This window comes from Actinoplanes couchii (assembly GCF_016862075.1).
In the GTDB taxonomy this organism is placed as follows: Bacteria; Actinomycetota; Actinomycetes; order Mycobacteriales; family Micromonosporaceae; genus Actinoplanes; species Actinoplanes couchii.
This window is the reverse complement of the sequence record NZ_BOMG01000033.1, coordinates 76951-91274: the sequence shown is the minus strand read 5'-3', so window position 1 is coordinate 91274 and position 14324 is coordinate 76951. Positions and strand designations below refer to the sequence as shown.

Sequence of the window (14324 nt, the reverse complement as noted above, 5' to 3'; positions counted from 1 at the left end):
GGCCCGCCCGGCTCGGCTCGGCCCGCCCGGCTCGGCTCGGCCCGCCCGGCTCGGCTCGGCCCGCCCGGCTCGCGCGGCCCGGCCCGTGCGGCTCGTCCCGTGCGGCCCGTGCGGCTCCTCTTTCGCTGAGGTCCACCTACAGGACCTCCCTCCAAGCCGTGTTTCCGTCACGTTCTGCCTTGTTGGGCCGTGTCTTGTTTGGCTGGGGTGGTTGGGGTGCTTCTGCTCTGCGGAGATTGAGGGCGGGATTGTGGGGTGTGGTCGGGATACTTCGGGGGATGAGGGATGTCACGGTTCGGCGGGTGGATTTTGGGTGGTTTGTTCGGCCGGCTGGGGAGACTGGGACTGGGCTTGCCCGGGTTGAGCCCACCTTTGGGTATCTCGTTGAGCATCCGGACGGGCGGGTTCTCGTGGATACCGGGATGGGTGGGCATCCTGACGTCGATCAGCACTATCAACCCCGGCGCGTTGGGCTCGGGGCTGCCCTTACGGCTGTCGGGACGACCGTCGACGACATCGGATATGTGGTCAACTGCCATCTGCACTTCGACCACTGCGGAGGGAATCCGGAACTCTCGGGGCGGCCGGTCTTCGTGCAGCGGACTGAACTCGATCTTGCTCGGAACGTGAAGTGGCACACCCTTCCGGAGTTGGTGGATCATCCGGGAGCGCGGTACGAGGAGCTGGACGGGGCTGCCGAAATTCTTCCGGGGGTGCGGATTCTGCCTACCCCGGGGCATACCGCCGGGCACCAGTCGGTGGTGGTCACCGCCGCTGACGGGACGGTGATCGTCGCCGGGCAGAGTCACGACCATGCCACCGGGTTCACCTCGGATGCCCTTGCCCACCGCACGGGTGTCGTGCCGAGTCCGGAATGGATCGGAACTCTCCTCGCCTTCGACCCGAAACGGATCGTCTTCGCGCACGACAACGCCGTCTGGACCCCCTGACCAAGGGAAAGACCTGATCAAGGGGAAGAGCCGGCCCAGGGGAGAGCTGCCAGGGGATAGCCGCCCAGGGGATAGCCGGCCAGGAGAGAGGTGCCGGGGAAGGGCTGATCCAGGGGATAGCCGACCCGGGGAAGGCCGGTCGAGGGAAGAGCCGGTCCGGGGAAGGGCGCCTGGTCAAAGGAAAGAGCCGGTCAAAGGAAAGAGCCGGGAGAGATCAGACCTCCTGCGGTACGCCCGGGGTCAGCCATGTGAGGACGCCGGCGGGGAAGGCCGCCTCGACGCCGGCCCGGCCCTCGTGGAAATGGGACCAGCCTTCGTAGTGGACCGGTACCACCCGGCGTGGGCGCAGGGATTCGATCAGGCGGGCGCCGTCCCGGCCGGTCATCGTGTAGCGGAGTGGGCCGGTCAGGCCGAACTGCACGCTGCCCAGGTGCAGGATCGCGGTGTCGACGGTGAAGCGGGCCGCCACCTCTCGCACTCCGCTGAACAGCACGGTGTCGCCGGAGATCCAGATCACCGATGTGCTGCCGGGCGGCCGCAACGCGAATCCGATGGCGTCGCCGACGATCGGCCGGCTCAACGGTGGGCCGTGCCGGGCCGGGGTGGCCGTCACCGTCAGGTCGCCGACGGTCGTCTCCTGCCACGGCACCAGCCCCCGAGCGTTGCCCGCCCGGAAAGCCCCAGGCCCGGCGGGAGAAGGGGGCCCTGAGGAGCCGGGCGGCGCGGAAGGCCCGGAAGAGGCGGAGGAAGAAGGCCCGGCTGGGGAAGGCCCGGAAGAAGCGGAGGAAGAAGGCCCGGCTGAGGACGGCGCGGAAGGAAGGGAGACGCCGGAGGAAGAAGGCCCAGCTGGGGAAGGCCCGGAAGAGGCGGAGGAAGAAGGCCCGGCTGAGGAAGGCCCGGAAGAGGAGAAGGAAGAGGGAAAGGGCCCGGGGGAGGAAGAGGGGCCGGTAGGAGAAGGCCCGGAGAAAGAAGAGGAAGGGGAGGAAGAAGAAGTAGAAGGCCCGGAGGAAGAGGAAGAGGAAGAGGAAGAAGGGCCGGAAGTGGCGGCGTTGAGGCGGCGCGCGCCGCTCGCGGTGGTCAGGACCAGGGGGATCGACGGGAGTAACGCGCGGCCCGCATCGTCCAGGTTGTCGCTGTGGTGGTCGTGGGTCAGGAGGACGGCGTCGATTCTGCCCAGGGCTTCCGCGGGGATCGCCGGGCCGGTTGTCTTCACCGATGATGTGCCCAGGCCGAACGAGTAGCGGCGGCCGGGGGCGTCGAAGGTCGGGTCGGTCAGCAGGCGCAGGCCGGCGATTTCGATCAGGGTGGTCGGGCCGCCGATGTGGGTGATGGTGACGGTCATCGGGCGTGCCGCAGCGCCCAGTCGAGGACCTCGTCCGCGATCTGCTCCCACCCTTTCTGGGCGGGCAACAGGTGCGCGTATCCCTCGTACTCGCGGATCTCGGTGGTGGTTTTTGATGTGTAGTGCCGAAGGTTGGAGCGCTGCACCTCGGGCGGCATGATGTGGTCCTCGGATCCGGAGACGAACAGCAGCGGCGCCCGGTCGTCGTTGTGGTAATCGACCCAGGTGTCCTGGTGGCCGGGCTGGAAGTTGGCGAGCACGCTGCCCCACAGGAGGCCACCGTTGGCGGGGATCGCATACCGCTCGTACAGCGCCCGGGATTCGTCCGGCGGGAACGTGTTGGTGAACGCGTACGTCCACTGTTCCAGTGTCAGCGGCACCGCCTTGTGCCGGTTGGCGGGGCTCTTCAGCACCGGGAAGGTGGATTTGACCTGGGTCAGCGGGACCACCCGGACGCCTTCGGTGGGTGCCGAGTTCATCGCCACGCCGGCTGCGCCGTAGCCGTGGTCGAGCAGGATCTGGGTGAACGCCCCACCTGCCGAGTGTCCGATGATGATCGGCGGTTCGGGCAGGTTCCGGATCTCCGACTCCAGGTGGGCGATGATCTGCGGGACGGTGACGTCCACGATCGGCGCCGGGTCGGCGTTGAGCGCCTCCACCTCGGCTTCGAAACCGGGGTAGGCGGGCGCGATCACCCGGTGGCCGAGCGCCTCGTAGTGGGCGATCCAGTTCTCCCAGCTGCGTGGGGTGACCCAGAATCCGTGCACCAGAACGATCGGTCTCATGGACCGATCCTGCGGGGAACGCTCCCACCCGCGAATCCCGTGGAACGCGTAGTCAGTCCTGCAGGGTCGCCCGCAGCTGCCGCCGGGAGTTGACGCCGAGTTTCCGGAACACCTTCCGCAGGTGGTAGTCGACGGTGCTGGGGCTGAGGAACAGATGCGCGGCGATCTCGGCGTTGGTGGCGCCGGTGCGGGCGAGCCGGGCCACCGCCGCCTCCTGCGCGGTCAGTTCAAGATCATGGTTTTCCGGTACGGGTGACCTGGTGATCTCGCCGAGCGCCGCGAGTTCGCCGGCCGCCCGTCTGGCGAACGCGACGGCCCGGACCCGTTCGAACATCTCGTTCGCGGCGGCGAGCTGGTCCCGCGCGTCCCGGCGCCGCCGTCTGCGCCGGAGCCATTCGCCGTAGAGCAGCCGGGCCCGGGCCAGGTCACCGTGGGCCAGGGTGCCGTCGAGGTGCCCGATCGCCGCCCGGTAGTGGGCCTCGGCGGTGTCCGGCCCGGCCAGCAGGGCCCGGGACCGCTCCAGCAGGCCGAGCGCCCGGGGTGTCCCGCTCGCGCCGGCGGTGCGTTCCAGGTCGTCGCAGGCGGCTCGCGCGGTCCGCCGGTCGCCGGCCCGCAACGCGGCTTCCACCAGCTCGGGCAGGGCCCACGCGTACCGCCGCGGGTGTCCCGGCTCGACGATGGTGAGCAGGATCTCCCGGGCTGAGGACCACCTGCTGTCGCCGAGGTCGAGGATGGCCAGATGCAGGCGGGTGACCGCGTGCATGCTGCCGAGATGCAGCATCGCGAAGACCTCGAGCGCCTGGCCGGCGGTCTCCCGGATGCCGTCGGGGGCGCGCCAGGTGACCAGTTCCGGGTGCCGCCAGACCAGTTCCTGTTCGGCGGTGGCCCCGATGGCCCGGCGCAGGCGCAGTCCGGTCGCGTCGTGCCGGTCGGCCTCGTCGAGCCGGCCGAGGGCCGCGCAGGTCATCGCCGCGATGAAGTGGATCATGTCGAGGCGGTGCAGGGCCCCGGTGGCCCGGGCCACCTCCCCGGCCCGGTCCAGGATCCCGGCCTTGGTCTCCTCGTCCCAGGTGAGGGTGCAGAAGTTCACTCCGATGGCGAACCGGGCCAGCAGAATCTCGCCGGGCAGGTCCGGGTCGGCGATGGCGGCGGCGGCCCGGCGGACCGCCGGCACGCAGTCCGGGTAACCGTCCACGACGAACGCGGTGTACGCGGCGAGGACGAGACCGTCGACGTGGTCGTCACCGGCGAGCGGGGCGGCCGCGGCGGCGACCTCGGGTTCGCCGGTGCCGCCCAGGTGCTCGGCGGACAGCACGTGCTCGATCGCCTGGACCACCGCCTGCCGGGCCCGTCCACGGTCGTCCCCGAACGCCGCGGCGGCGGCCAGGCACAACCCGACGGCGTCCCGCTGGCCGGTCGGCACCCCGGCGTTGATGATCGCGAACGCCCTGGTCAGCAGCGCTTCGCCGCGGGCCGGGCCGGTGAGCGGGCCGGCGTCCACCTGGTCCAGGAGCAGCAGCGCGCGGGCCGGGGCGCCGGCCGCCATCGCCGCTCCGGCCGCCCGCACCTGGCGGACCGCCCGAGCGCCGGGTTCCGGGGTGAGTTCGGCGGCCCGGGTCAGGAACCCGGCCCGGGCGGTGTGGCCGCCGCGGGCGCCGGCCCGGTCGGCGCCTCGTTCCAGGACGGCGGCGACCGACTCGTCCGGGGCGGCGGTGGCCGCGCCCAGGTGCCAGGCCCGCCGGTCGGCGTCGGCCGGGCCGGTGATCGCCGCGGCGAGGGCGGCGTGCACGGCCCGGCGCTGGGCCGGGACGGCGTCGCCGTAGACCGCCGACCGCACCAGCGGATGCCGGAAGTCCAGTGGCGGGAGCCCGGTGACCAGCCGGTCCGATTCGGCGGGTGCGGCCTGGTCCGGGCCGGTGCCGAGCTGCCGGGCCGCGGCCAGCAGCTGGTCGGTGCGCCCGCCGGCGCCGGCCGCGGCGAGCACCAGCCAGGTGCGGGTGGCCGGTGGGTAGCCGCGGACCCGGGCGGCGTAGTGGTTCTCCAGGCGGCTGCCGATCGGCATCGGCTCGGGCAGTGGGGAGGCGCCGCTGAGCTGGTCGGTGGTGAGCTCCCGGCCCAGGTCGGTGAGGGCGAGCGGGTTGCCGCCGGTGGTCGCGGCGACCTGCTCGGCCAGGCTCAGGTCCAGGTCGCCGGTGACCACGTCGGAGAGCAGCGCCATCGCGGCGTCCCGGGGCAGGCCGGTGATCTCCAGCACGTCCAGCCCGGACAGATGGCCCGGGTCGTCGGCGACGACCCGCTGCCCGAAGAGCAGGACGACACCCTCGGCGTGCAGGCGGCGGGCCACGAAGGCGAGCGCGCGGGCCGACTCCGGGTCGAGCCAGTGCGCGTCGTCGACCACACAGAGCCGGGGTCGCGCGGCGATCAGGGTGAGGGCCGCGAGGCTGACCAGGAAGAGGTCGGCGGGCGGGCCGTCGGTCAGGCCGCAGGCGACCTCCAGAGCGGATCGCTGGGCGACCGGCAGGCGGTCACGTTCCGGCAGCAGGGGGAGGAGGAGACGATGCAGGCCGGCGTACGGGAATTCGGCCTCGGCCTCGACCCCGCTGATCACCAGGGCTTGCGGGGCGGTGGCCACCACGTACCGGAGCAATGCGGTCTTGCCGACGCCCGCCTCGCCGCGCAGGACCATGGCCGCGCTGCGCCCGCCTCGCGCCTCCCGGAGGAGACCGTCGAGCCGGGCGCATTCGCTGTCGCGTCCGAAGAGCCGTTCTTCCTGCCCGAAGAGCCGCACGGCGCGCAGCCTATCGGACAGTCATCGATGAGTTACAGCCCGGAAAGACGCTGTCCGGCCCGGACCACTGCCATCGCGTGGCGTTCGCCGGGGCGGCGGCCGAGACGCTCGATCGGTCCACTTATCGAGATGGAGGCGATCACCCGGCCGGTCCGGTCGCGGATCGGCGCGGAGACGCTCGCCACACCCGGCTCGCGCTCGGCGACACTCTGCGCCCAGCCGCGACGGCGCACCTCGGCCAGGGTGCGGCCGGTGAACTTGCACCGCGGCAGGAGCGGCATGACAGCCTCCGGCGGCTCCCACGCGAGCAGGATCTGGGCGGCCGATCCGGCGACCATCGGCAGCACCGAACCGACCGGAACGGTGTCGCGCAGACCACTCGCCCGCTCGGCGGCGGCCACACAGATCCGTTCGTCGGCGCGGCGCAGGTACAGCTGCGCACTTTCCCCCGTCGCGTCCCGAAGTGCGGACAGGAGAGGCTCCGCGGCGGTCAGCAGAACGTCCGGTGCGGCATTGGCCAACTCGCCCAATCTGGGTCCGGGACGCCATCTTCCTTGAGTGTCGCGCACCAGCATCCGATGTATCTCCAGGGCCTGGGCCAGGCGATGTGCGGTCGCCCGCGGCAGCTTGGTGCGCTCGACCAACTCGGCAAGGCTGGCGCCGTCGACACATGCGGCGAGGATGACAACCGCCTTGTCGAGAACGCCTACACCGCTCATACTGTGTCCCACAAGCCGAAACATACATTCCAGAATTTAGGATGTCCAGATGGTGGGAGTCACTCCCCAGAGCGGGAAACCCAGGACCCTGGCCGAGAAGGTCTGGGATGACCACGTGGTGCGCACGGCCGAGGGTGAGCCCGACCTGCTCTACATCGACCTGCACCTGCTGCACGAGGTCACCAGCCCGCAGGCCTTCGACGGGCTGCGGATGGCCGGCCGGCCGGTTCGCCGGACCGACCTCACGCTCGCGACGGAGGACCACAACACCCCGACCGGGTATGCGGACCCCGCGTTCAACACCAAGCGCGGCGAGCTGTTCACGATCGCCGACACCACCTCGCGGACCCAGATCGAGACCCTGCGCAAGAACTGCGCCGAGTTCGGTGTCGAGATCCGCCCGCTGGGTGACGTCAACCAGGGCATCGTGCACGTGATCGGCCCGCAGCTCGGTCTCACCCAGCCCGGCATGACCATCGTCTGCGGCGACTCGCACACCGCCACCCACGGCGCGTTCGGCGCCCTCGCGTTCGGCATCGGCACCAGCGAGGTCGAGCACGTGCTCGCCACCCAGACGCTGCCGCAGTCCAAGCCGAAGACGATGGCCGTCACGGTCGTCGGCGAGCTGGGCCCGGGCGTCACCGCGAAGGACCTGATCCTCGCCCTGATCACGCAGACCGGCACCGGCGGCGGCAACGGCCATATCGTGGAGTACCGCGGCGAGGCCATCCGCAAGCTCTCCATGGAGGGCCGGATGACCATCTGCAACATGTCGATCGAGTGGGGCGCCAAGGCCGGCATGATCGCGCCGGACGAGACCACCTTCGACTACCTGAAGGACCGCAAGCACGCGGCCAAGGGCGCCGACTGGGACGCCGCCGTGGAGTACTGGAAGACCCTCGTCACCGACGCGGACGCCGAGTACGACACCGAGATCGTCATCGACGCCGCGGCGATCAGCCCGTTCATCACCTGGGGCACCAACCCGGGCCAGGGCGCCGCGCTGAACAGCGTCGTGCCGAGCCCGGAGGACTTCCTGGACGAGGTCGAGCGCGGCGCCGCCCAGCGCGCGCTGGACTACATGGCCCTCACCCCCGGCACCCCGTTCCGCGAGGTCCCGGTCGACGTGGTCTTCGTCGGCTCGTGCACCAACGGCCGGCTGGAGGACCTGCGGGCCGCCGCCGACGTGATCCGCGGCCGCAAGGTGGCCGACGGGGTCCGCATGATGATCGTGCCCGGCTCCTACCTGGTGCGTGAGCAGGCCGAGGCCGAGGGTCTGGACAAGGTCTTCACCGAGGCGGGCGCCGAGTGGCGGTTCGCCGGCTGTTCGATGTGCCTGGGCATGAACCCGGACACGCTCAGCCCCGGCCAGCGCGCCGCGTCCACCTCCAACCGCAACTTCGAGGGCCGGCAGGGCAAGGGCGGGCGTACCCACCTGGTCTCGCCGCAGGTCGCCGCCGCCACCGCCGTGGTCGGCCGGCTGGCCGCCCCCGCCGACCTCTGAGCTAGGGGACAGTCATGGACAAGTTCGTCAGCCACACCGGCCGGGTCATGCCGCTGCGCCGCTCTGACGTGGACACCGACCAGATCATCCCGGCGGTCTACCTGAAACGGGTCACCCGGACCGGCTTCGAGGACGGCCTCTTCAGCGCGTGGCGTGAGGACCCGGACTTCGTGGCCAACCGGCCGGCCCACGCGGGCGCGACGATCCTGGTCGCCGGGCCCAACTTCGGCACCGGGTCGTCCCGGCAGCACGCCGTCTGGGCGCTGCGCGACTTCGGTTTCAAGGCGGTCATCGCCTCCCGGTTCGGCGACATCTTCCGCGGCAACTCGCTGAAGGAGGGTCTGCTGCCGATCCAGCTCGACCAGAAGATCGTGGAGAGCCTCTGGGATCTGGCCGAGAGCGAGCCGGACAAGGAGATCACCGTCGACCTGGAGGGCCGCGTGGTCCGCGTCGACGACGCCGCCTACGGGTTCCCGATCGACGACTTCAGCCGCTGGCGTCTGATGGAAGGCCTCGACGACATCGGACTGACACTGCGGCACGAGGAGACCATTACCGCGTACGAGAAGGGCCGCCCGGCTTTCAAACCGGTCGTCGTTCTTTAGTCGCCGCAAGCGTATTCCGCCCCTGCCGGGTCACCCGGCAGGGGCGTATTCGTTGGGACACAACGGTTTTTTACCCCGAATGTTTCTGTAACCACATCACAGGGCATACCGTGCGCGCAGAATGGCCTTCGACGGGCCAGTTCTCACGTCCGGGAGGAAACCGTGAACAAGGCCGAGCTCATTGAGGCGCTCGCCGGCAGGCTGGGAGACAAGAAGACGGCGACCTTGGCTTTGGACGCGTTCATCAGTGAGGTGCAGAACGCCGTTGCCAAGGGCGACAAGGTCGCGTTGACCGGATTCGGTTCCTGGGAGAAGCGGGTGCGTAATCCGCGAACCGCCAGGAATCCGCGTACCGGTGAACCGGTGAAGGTGAAGAAGACGTCGGTCGCGGTTTTCCGCGTCGGCAGCGCATTCCGGGATCTCGTCGCGAGCGGAAAGCCGGCCAAGGCCGCGGCCGCCGCGAAGAAGACCACCGCCAAGGCGGCACCGGCCAAGGCGGCCACCACGACCACCACGGCCGCCGCGAAGAAGACCGCGGCGACCAAGACCACGGCGGCCAAGACGGCGCCGGCGAAGACCGCGACCAAGGCGGCGGCCACCAAGACAGCACCGGCCGCCACCAAGACCGCGGCAGCCAAGAAGACGGCCGCCACCAAGGCGACCGCCACCAAGGCCGCCGCGACCAAGGCCACCGCCACGAAGACGGCGGCGACCAAGGCGGCGGCCACCAAGACGACCGCGGCCAAGACGACGGCGGCCAAGACCACCGCCGCCGCCAAGACCACCGCGGCCAAGAAGACGACCACGGCGGTGAAGAAGACCGCGGCCACCAAGGCGGCCCCGGCCAAACGCACCGCCCGCAAGTCCGCGACTCCGGACGCGGCACCGGCTCGTGCCCGGTCGCCACGGAAGGCCCGCTGACACATCGGTGATCCGAAAAGGCGTCCACCCGTACGGTGGACGCCTTTTCGGTGTCCCGGCGCGGCCGGTGCGCCCGGATCTACCGTCCGGGCATGCAGAACGCACGGGGCCTGACCGCGCGGGCCACCATCGCGGCCGGACTGTTCGCGGTCGCGGTCGTACCCGGATGGACGCTCGGTGACCTGGCCGAGAGCCGCACCGGCTGGCCGGTCCTGGACTGGGTGATCACCTGCGGGTGGTCCGGGCTGGCGGTGGCGTGGGCCGGGCCCCGGTGTTCCTATCGCCGGGTGGACGGCTGGTTCGGGGCGGTGCCGATCTACGGGTGGTACCTGGCCGGGATCCTGGCCTGGCGGCTGGCGCTGCTGCCGTACCGGGACTGGGAACCCCGCCGGGACGAACTCTGGCAGGCCCGCTGGCTCACCGGCGACCACGTCGGATACTGGCGGGCCGACGCTCCGGCCCGCCGTACCGTCACAACCGGGACGCGCCCAGCAACCGGTCGCCGGACCAGGTGAGCAGCCAGCCCGCACCCTTCGGCGTCTTGAACCCGTGGTGGTCGTCCACACCGTGCAGCGCCGCCAGCACGTGCGGCATCAGCTTGCCCTGGCTGCACACCACGGCCCGCTCCTTGGTGCGCAGCTCGGCCAGCCGGATCAGCGCCGCCGCCACCCGGGCCGGCAGCCGGTCCGCGTCGTCCGGCTCGGCGAACGCGCCGTCGCTGACCACCGGCCGGCCACCGACCGCGGCGGCCAGCGGCTCCAGGGTCTGCGTGCAGCGCAGCGGGGTGCCCGCCACCAGCCGGTGCGGGCGCAGCGGCGCGAGCAGGGCGGCCAGCCGGTCCGCCTGCTTGGCTCCGACCGGGTCCAGGGGCCGCAGCTCGTCCCGGCCGGACCACTTCTTCCGCTCCCCGGCCCGTGCGTGCCGGACCAGCGCGATCACCGCGGTGACCGGCGGCAGGGCGGCGGCCTCGGCGAGGACGGCCTTCTCGTCGTCGTACGTCAACCGCGCGGCCGCCTCCTCGAACGGCAGCCAGGCCAGCTCGTCGACCTCGCGGGTGTCCTGCACCGGGCCGTCCGAGACGGCCTCCATCAGCCAGTACGCCACGTTCTTCGGGCGCCCGTCCGGCAGGGTGTAGTCCACGTCGCGCAGCCGCAGCCGCGGGATCCCGGTCGCGCCGGTCTCCTCCTCGACCTCGCGCACCGCCGCGAGCAGCGGCTCCTCGCCGTCGGTGAGCTTGCCCTTGGGCAGGCTCCAGTCGTCGTAACGGGGCCGGTGCACCAGGCACACCTCGGCCCGGTCACCCGACCGGCGGAGAAGGATCCCGCCGGCCGCACGTTCCACAATCGTCATTTTTTCCCGATGATCCGCCGGAGCATGGCCGCCTGCAGGTGGACCTGCGGACGACCGGGGTTGCCCTGGTTACGGTGCCAGATGCCGTCACCGTCCAGGTCCCAGCCCTCCGTGTGTTCGCCCATCGACAGTTCCAGGACGTGCCGCAGCTCCTCGCGCGCCGACGTCAACGTGACCTTGACCAGGGCTTCCACCCGGCGGTCCAGGTTGCGGTGCATCATGTCGGCGGAACCCATCCAGTACTCCGCGTCGGGGCCGGGACCGAACCGGAACACCCGGGAGTGCTCCAGGAAACGGCCGACGATCGAGCGGACCCGGATGTTCTCCGACAGGCCGGGCACCCCGGGACGCAGCGCGCACATGCCGCGGATGATCATGTCGATCTGCACACCGTCCTGCGAGGCCCGGTAGAGCGCGTCGATCGTCTTCTCGTCGACCAGCGAGTTCACCTTGAACTGGACCAGCGCCTCGCCACCCTCCCGGGCGATCCGGGCCTGCTCCTCGACCCGCTCCAGCAGGCCCTTGCGGACGCCGTGCGGGGCCACCAGCAGACGCCGGTACGTGGTCTGCCGGCTGTACCCGGTCAGCACGTTGAACAGGTCGGTGACGTCCGCCCCCACCTCGGGGTCGGCGGTCAGCATGCCGAAGTCCTCGTACAACCGGGCGGTCTTGGGGTGGTAGTTGCCGGTCCCGATGTGGCAGTAGCGCCGGATCTGGTGGCCCTCCTGGCGTACCACCAGGGAGGTCTTGCAGTGGGTCTTGAGACCGACCAGGCCGTAGACCACGTGACAGCCGGCCCGCTCCAGGGTCCGCGCCCAGGCGATGTTGGCCACCTCGTCGAAGCGGGCCTTCACCTCGACCAGCACCACCACCTGCTTGCCGGCCGCGGCCGCGTCGACGAGCGCGTCGACGATCGGCGAGTCACCCGAGGTGCGGTACAGCGTCTGCTTGATGGCCAGCACGTTGGGATCGGCGGCGGCCTGCTCGATGAACCGCTGCACGCTGGTGGAGAACGAGTGGTACGGGTGGTGGACCAGGATGTCCGACTCGCGCAGCCGGTTGAAGACGCTGCGCGGGACCTCGCCGTCGGCCAGGTGCGGGTGGGTGGCCGGGACGAACGGGCGGTCCTTCAGATCGTCCCGGTCGCACTCGCCGAAGACCTGCCACAGCGACGACAGGTCGAGCAGGCCGGGCACCCGCAGCACCTCCTGCCCGTCCATGTCCAGCTCACGGACCAGCAGGTCGAGCACGTGGTCGCTGATCGAGGCGGCCACCTCCAGGCGCACCGGCGGGCCGAACCGGCGCTGCGCCAGCTCCCGCTCCAGGGCCTGCAGCAGGTCCTCGTCGCGGTCCTCGTCGACCTCCAGCTCGGCGTTGCGGGTCACCCGGAACAGGTGCCACTCCAGGATCTGCATGCCCGGGAACAGCTGGTTCAGGTGGACCGCGATCAGCTCCTCGACCGGCAGGAACCGGATGCCGCGGCTGTCGTTCTGCACGGTCACGAACCGGGGCACGTTGTTCGGCACCTTGACCCGGGCGAACAGCTCGGGCGAGTCGCCGTCCGGGTAGCGCAGCGCCACCGCCAGGTTCAGGGACTTGCTCGAGATGTACGGGAACGGGTGCGCCGGGTCCACCGCCAGCGGCGTCAGCACCGGGAACACCTGCTCGCGGAAGAAGGTGCGCAGCCGGCCCTGCTCGGCGGCGTTCAGCTCCTTCCACGACACCAGCTCGATGCTCTCCGCCGCCAGTTTCGGCCGCACCTCGTCGGCGAAACAGGCCGAGTGCCGGGTCACCAGGTCGGCGGTCCGCGCGCTGATCATCTCGATCTGGTGGCGCAGCGGGGACCGGTCGCCGCCGCGCATCGGCAGGCCGGCGCTCAACCGGCGCTTCAGCCCGGCCACCCGGACCATGTAGAACTCGTCCAGGTTGCTCGCGAAGATCGCCAGGAATTTCGCCCGCTCCAGCAGCGGCGAACCCGGGTCCTCGGCCAGGGCCAGGACACGGGCGTTGAAATCGAGCCAGGACAATTCCCGGTTGAAGAACCGGTCCTCCGGCAACAGATAGCCGGGCTCGCTGTCCACCTCGTCGTCATCGTCATCGTCGTCATCGACGAGTCCGGCGACCATGTCACGAGCAGTGAATTCCGAGGCCTCGCGCTCGGCGACGACGGTCTCGATCACCTCGTCGGGCTGTTCCAACACTTCCTCCGCCTGTTCCGAACTGTCTTCCGGTAGCTCCGGCCTGGGAAGAAAGCGGCCGTTGGGGCCGCGCCGGCGGTTCTCGGGGGTCCGGGGCGGAGTCTGCATGTGTCCATCATCGTCGTTTCCGGAGAAACGTGAAACGAACTACCGGATGATCACTTCAAGCTACTCCGGGAATTAACACCCGACAAACCACACCGGACGCGTCCGACTCGACCGTCACCCGCTGACCCAGTCGCAGAAGCCGCAGGCCGGAGCGCTGGAAGGCCTCCTCGCCGAACTCCAGCGGGGTGCCGTCGTCGAGCAGCAGCGAGCCACTGCGGGTGTCCGGGTCGAATGTCGCGATCGTGCCCTGCATGACAGATCACGCTACCCGGCCTCGCGTCCTCACGCGGCCGGTGCGCACTCCGGAGTCATCCCGATGTCCCGCAGCAGGCCACAGGTGCACCGGCCGGCCCCCAGGGTGAGGACGGTCGCCAGATCGGCGGCGGTGTCCACGTCCTGCCGCAGACCGGGCCAGGACCCGGTCAGCGGCACCGCGCCGGACGCGGCGTGCGACGCCGCCGACGGCCCACCGAACCGCGGATCGAGCGGCTGCCACGCCGGGGCGGCCAGCAGCACCGTGCCGATCCCGGCGGCGTCCGGCACGAAACTGCGGGTGGTGGCCCGGGACAGCACGTCGTCGAGTTGCTCCGGGCGCAGCGCCGGTAGGTCGCCGGCGAGCACCACCCGGTGCGCCGCCGGGCCGGCCGTCTCGTCGGCGCCGAACCGCATCGCCGCGTTCAGCCCGCCGCCCGGGTCGGGCACCACCCGGGCGCCCAGATCCCGCACCGCCGCACCGACCTCCGGGTCGTCGCTGACCACCAGGAGCCCGGCCACCGCATCGGCGGAGAGCACCGCGGCCGCGGTGTCCCGCACCATGGCCAGAGCCAGCTCCGGATGACGATCGGCGGGCACCGCACCCCGCAACCGGGTCTTCGCCGCCCTCAGCCGCTTGACCGGGATCACCGCCGTCCACATACGCACCCGACCATCCTGCCGCAGAGATCGGCCGAACCGTGCCCTTCACCATCGTGATTACCGAGACCCCTGCCTGGTCCCGCCGGAAGTGAGCGGGCATGATTTCGTCCCAGACGAACGCGGGCGCAGAACGGGGGAC

The 14324-nt window shown here is 70.9% G+C and carries 13 protein-coding genes; 5 read left to right on the top strand and 8 right to left on the bottom strand.

Annotated elements, in window-relative coordinates:
* Positions 1-278: 278 nt before the first annotated feature.
* On the top strand, positions 279-950 hold the full coding sequence (locus tag Aco03nite_RS10890; RefSeq protein WP_203794862.1) for an N-acyl homoserine lactonase family protein: 672 nt from the start codon (positions 279-281) through the stop codon (positions 948-950).
* 214 nt (positions 951-1164) lie between these two features.
* On the opposite strand, the gene Aco03nite_RS54660 is transcribed toward Aco03nite_RS10890, so the two are convergent.
* The 4 genes from Aco03nite_RS54660 to Aco03nite_RS10870 are packed head-to-tail and all read right to left on the bottom strand — an operon-like array spanning position 1165 to position 6584.
* Positions 1165-2292, bottom strand: a complete 1128-nt coding sequence (locus Aco03nite_RS54660; protein ID WP_203794860.1) for an MBL fold metallo-hydrolase — start codon at positions 2290-2292, stop codon at positions 1165-1167.
* On the bottom strand, positions 2289-3077 hold the full coding sequence (locus Aco03nite_RS10880; protein WP_203794858.1) for an alpha/beta hydrolase: 789 nt from the start codon (positions 3075-3077) through the stop codon (positions 2289-2291). The genes Aco03nite_RS54660 and Aco03nite_RS10880 overlap by 4 nt, the downstream gene beginning before the upstream one ends.
* A 52-nt stretch (positions 3078-3129) precedes the next feature.
* Positions 3130-5865 (bottom strand): helix-turn-helix transcriptional regulator, encoded by a 2736-nt coding sequence (locus tag Aco03nite_RS10875; RefSeq protein WP_203794856.1) that lies wholly within the window; start codon positions 5863-5865, stop codon positions 3130-3132.
* Positions 5866-5897: 32 nt separating this feature from the next.
* Positions 5898-6584, bottom strand: a complete 687-nt coding sequence (locus Aco03nite_RS10870; protein ID WP_014447202.1) for an IclR family transcriptional regulator — start codon at positions 6582-6584, stop codon at positions 5898-5900.
* A 49-nt stretch (positions 6585-6633) separates the two neighbouring features.
* Between Aco03nite_RS10870 and leuC the strand changes: the two genes are divergently transcribed.
* The 4 genes from leuC to Aco03nite_RS10850 all read left to right on the top strand — a co-directional run bounded on the left by leuC (position 6634) and on the right by Aco03nite_RS10850 (position 10129).
* Positions 6634-8088, top strand: a complete 1455-nt coding sequence (gene leuC, locus Aco03nite_RS10865; RefSeq protein WP_203794854.1) for a 3-isopropylmalate dehydratase large subunit — start codon at positions 6634-6636, stop codon at positions 8086-8088.
* A gap of 14 nt (positions 8089-8102) precedes the next feature.
* The gene (gene leuD / locus Aco03nite_RS10860) at positions 8103-8693 is read left to right on the top strand and encodes a 3-isopropylmalate dehydratase small subunit (protein ID WP_203794852.1); all 591 of its coding nucleotides are present in this window, start codon (positions 8103-8105) and stop codon (positions 8691-8693) included.
* 162 nt (positions 8694-8855) lie between these two features.
* Positions 8856-9614 carry an HU family DNA-binding protein gene (locus Aco03nite_RS10855; RefSeq protein ID WP_203794850.1) on the top strand — a complete coding sequence of 253 codons (759 nt, stop codon included), beginning with the start codon at positions 8856-8858 and terminating at the stop codon, positions 9612-9614.
* Positions 9615-9706: 92 nt separating this feature from the next.
* Complete coding sequence (locus Aco03nite_RS10850) at positions 9707-10129, top strand: hypothetical protein (RefSeq protein ID WP_203794848.1); 423 nt, start codon at positions 9707-9709, stop codon at positions 10127-10129.
* Here Aco03nite_RS10850 and Aco03nite_RS10845 read toward each other — a convergent pair.
* The 4 genes from Aco03nite_RS10845 to cofC all read right to left on the bottom strand — a co-directional run bounded on the left by Aco03nite_RS10845 (position 10086) and on the right by cofC (position 14185).
* On the bottom strand, positions 10086-10964 hold the full coding sequence (locus tag Aco03nite_RS10845; protein WP_203794846.1) for an NUDIX hydrolase: 879 nt from the start codon (positions 10962-10964) through the stop codon (positions 10086-10088). The two genes, Aco03nite_RS10850 and Aco03nite_RS10845, sit on opposite strands and share 44 nt — an antisense overlap.
* Positions 10961-13090, bottom strand: coding sequence for an RNA degradosome polyphosphate kinase (locus tag Aco03nite_RS10840; protein ID WP_239145060.1), 2130 nt, complete (start codon positions 13088-13090; stop codon positions 10961-10963). Before Aco03nite_RS10840 ends, Aco03nite_RS10845 begins: the two co-directional genes overlap by 4 nt.
* Before the next feature lie 235 nt (positions 13091-13325).
* The gene (locus Aco03nite_RS10835) at positions 13326-13523 is read right to left on the bottom strand and encodes a cold-shock protein (protein WP_203794842.1); all 198 of its coding nucleotides are present in this window, start codon (positions 13521-13523) and stop codon (positions 13326-13328) included.
* A gap of 29 nt (positions 13524-13552) precedes the next feature.
* Positions 13553-14185 carry a 2-phospho-L-lactate guanylyltransferase gene (cofC, locus tag Aco03nite_RS10830; protein ID WP_203794872.1) on the bottom strand — a complete coding sequence of 211 codons (633 nt, stop codon included), beginning with the start codon at positions 14183-14185 and terminating at the stop codon, positions 13553-13555.
* Between the last annotated feature and the right edge of the window lie 139 nt (positions 14186-14324).

Excerpts from the sequence above, each read along its gene's own strand:
- Aco03nite_RS10890 (WP_203794862.1), top strand. The coding sequence starts at position 279 with ATGAGGGATGTCACGGTTCGGCGGGTGGATTTTGGGTGGTTTGTTCGG.
- Aco03nite_RS54660 (WP_203794860.1), bottom strand. The coding sequence starts at position 2,292 with ATGACCGTCACCATCACCCACATCGGCGGCCCGACCACCCTGATCGAA.
- Aco03nite_RS10880 (WP_203794858.1), bottom strand. The coding sequence starts at position 3,077 with ATGAGACCGATCGTTCTGGTGCACGGATTCTGGGTCACCCCACGCAGC.
- Aco03nite_RS10870 (WP_014447202.1), bottom strand. The coding sequence starts at position 6,584 with ATGAGCGGTGTAGGCGTTCTCGACAAGGCGGTTGTCATCCTCGCCGCA.
- leuC (WP_203794854.1), top strand. The coding sequence starts at position 6,634 with ATGGTGGGAGTCACTCCCCAGAGCGGGAAACCCAGGACCCTGGCCGAG.
- leuD (WP_203794852.1), top strand. The coding sequence starts at position 8,103 with ATGGACAAGTTCGTCAGCCACACCGGCCGGGTCATGCCGCTGCGCCGC.
- Aco03nite_RS10850 (WP_203794848.1), top strand. The coding sequence starts at position 9,707 with ATGCAGAACGCACGGGGCCTGACCGCGCGGGCCACCATCGCGGCCGGA.
- Aco03nite_RS10845 (WP_203794846.1), bottom strand. The coding sequence starts at position 10,964 with ATGACGATTGTGGAACGTGCGGCCGGCGGGATCCTTCTCCGCCGGTCG.
- Aco03nite_RS10840 (WP_239145060.1), bottom strand. The coding sequence starts at position 13,090 with ATGGTCGCCGGACTCGTCGATGACGACGATGACGATGACGACGAGGTG.
- Aco03nite_RS10835 (WP_203794842.1), bottom strand. The coding sequence starts at position 13,523 with ATGCAGGGCACGATCGCGACATTCGACCCGGACACCCGCAGTGGCTCG.
- cofC (WP_203794872.1), bottom strand. The coding sequence starts at position 14,185 with ATGTGGACGGCGGTGATCCCGGTCAAGCGGCTGAGGGCGGCGAAGACC.